Source organism: Streptococcus suis (assembly GCF_019794615.1).
GTDB classification, from domain to species: domain Bacteria; phylum Bacillota; class Bacilli; order Lactobacillales; family Streptococcaceae; genus Streptococcus; species Streptococcus suis_AI.
Map to the genome: position 1 here is coordinate 1 of NZ_JAIMDU010000069.1, position 1,908 is coordinate 1,908.

At 50.1% G+C, this 1,908-nt stretch carries 1 rRNA gene; it reads left to right on the forward strand.

Annotated features, from left to right (window positions below):
• A 23S ribosomal RNA gene (locus tag K6V43_RS11315) occupies positions 1–1,908 on the forward strand; the annotation flags it as partial.

Genomic DNA, 1,908 nt, shown 5'->3' on the forward strand with positions numbered 1-1,908 from the left:
TAAGTTGAAGAGACGGAGCCGTAGGGAAACCGAGTCTTAATAGGGCGCAATAGTATTATGTCGTAGACCCGAAACCATGTGACCTACCCATGAGCAGGTTGAAGGTGCGGTAAGACGCACTGGAGGACCGAACCAGGGCACGTTGAAAAGTGCTTGGATGACTTGTGGGTAGCGGAGAAATTCCAAACGAACTTGGAGATAGCTGGTTCTCTCCGAAATAGCTTTAGGGCTAGCGTCGACATTAAGAATCTTGGAGGTAGAGCACTGTTTGGATGAGGGGGCCATCTCGGTTTACTGATTTCAGATAAACTCCGAATGCCAAAGATTTATGGTCGGCAGTCAGACTGCGAGTGCTAAGATCCGTAGTCGAAAGGGAAACAGCCCAGACCACCAGCTAAGGTCCCAAAATAATTGTTAAGTGGAAAAGGATGTGGGGTTGCACAGACAACTAGGATGTTAGCTTAGAAGCAGCTATTCATTCAAAGAGTGCGTAATAGCTCACTAGTCGAGTGACCCTGCGCCGAAAATGTACCGGGGCTAAAACAATTTACCGAAGCTGTGGATAACACTTAAGTGTTATGGTAGGAGAGCGTTCTATGTGTGAAGAAGGTATACCGTGAGGAGTGCTGGAACGCATAGAAGTGAGAATGCCGGTATGAGTAGCGAAAGATGGGTGAGAATCCCATCCACCGTAAGACTAAGGTTTCCAGGGGAAGGCTCGTCCGCCCTGGGTTAGTCGGGACCTAAGGAGAGACCGAAAGGTGTATCCGATGGACAACAGGTTGATATTCCTGTACTAGAGTATGAAGTGATGGAGGGACGCAGTAGGCTAACTAAAGCGGGCGAATGGAAGAGCCCGTCTAAGCAGTGAGGTGTGATATGAGTCAAATGCTTATATCTATAACATTGAGCTGTGATGGGGAGCGAAGTTAAGTAGCGAAGTTAGTGACGTCACACTGCCAAGAAAAGCTTCTAGCGATGTATCATACTCTACCCGTACCGCAAACCGACACAGGTAGTCGAGGCGAGTAGCCTCAGGTGAGCGAGAGAACTCTCGTTAAGGAACTCGGCAAAATGACCCCGTAACTTCGGGAGAAGGGGTGCTGACTTTACGTCAGCCGCAGTGAATAGGCCCAAGCAACTGTTTATCAAAAACACAGCTCTCTGCTAAATCGTAAGATGATGTATAGGGGGTGACGCCTGCCCGGTGCTGGAAGGTTAAGAGGAGGGTTTAGCGTAAGCGAAGATCTGAATTGAAGCCCCAGTAAACGGCGGCCGTAACTATAACGGTCCTAAGGTAGCGAAATTCCTTGTCGGGTAAGTTCCGACCCGCACGAAAGGCGTAATGATTTGGGCACTGTCTCAACGAGAGACTCGGTGAAATTTTAGTACCTGTGAAGATGCAGGTTACCCGCGACAGGACGGAAAGACCCCATGGAGCTTTACTGCAGTTTGATATTGAGTATCTGTACCACATGTACAGGATAGGTAGGAGCCTACGAAATCGGGACGCCAGTTTCGATTGAGGCGCTGTTGGGATACTACCCTTGTGTTATGGCTACTCTAACCCGGTAGGTTTATCATCTACGGAGACAGTGTCTGACGGGCAGTTTGACTGGGGCGGTCGCCTCCTAAAAGGTAACGGAGGCGCCCAAAGGTTCCCTCAGAATGGTTGGAAATCATTCGCAGAGTGTAAAGGTATAAGGGAGCTTGACTGCGAGAGCTACAACTCGAGCAGGGACGAAAGTCGGGCTTAGTGATCCGGTGGTTCCGTATGGAAGGGCCATCGCTCAACGGATAAAAGCTACCCTGGGGATAACAGGCTTATCTCCCCCAAGAGTTCACATCGACGGGGAGGTTTGGCACCTCGATGTCGGCTCGTCGCATCCTGGGGCTGTAGTCGGTCCC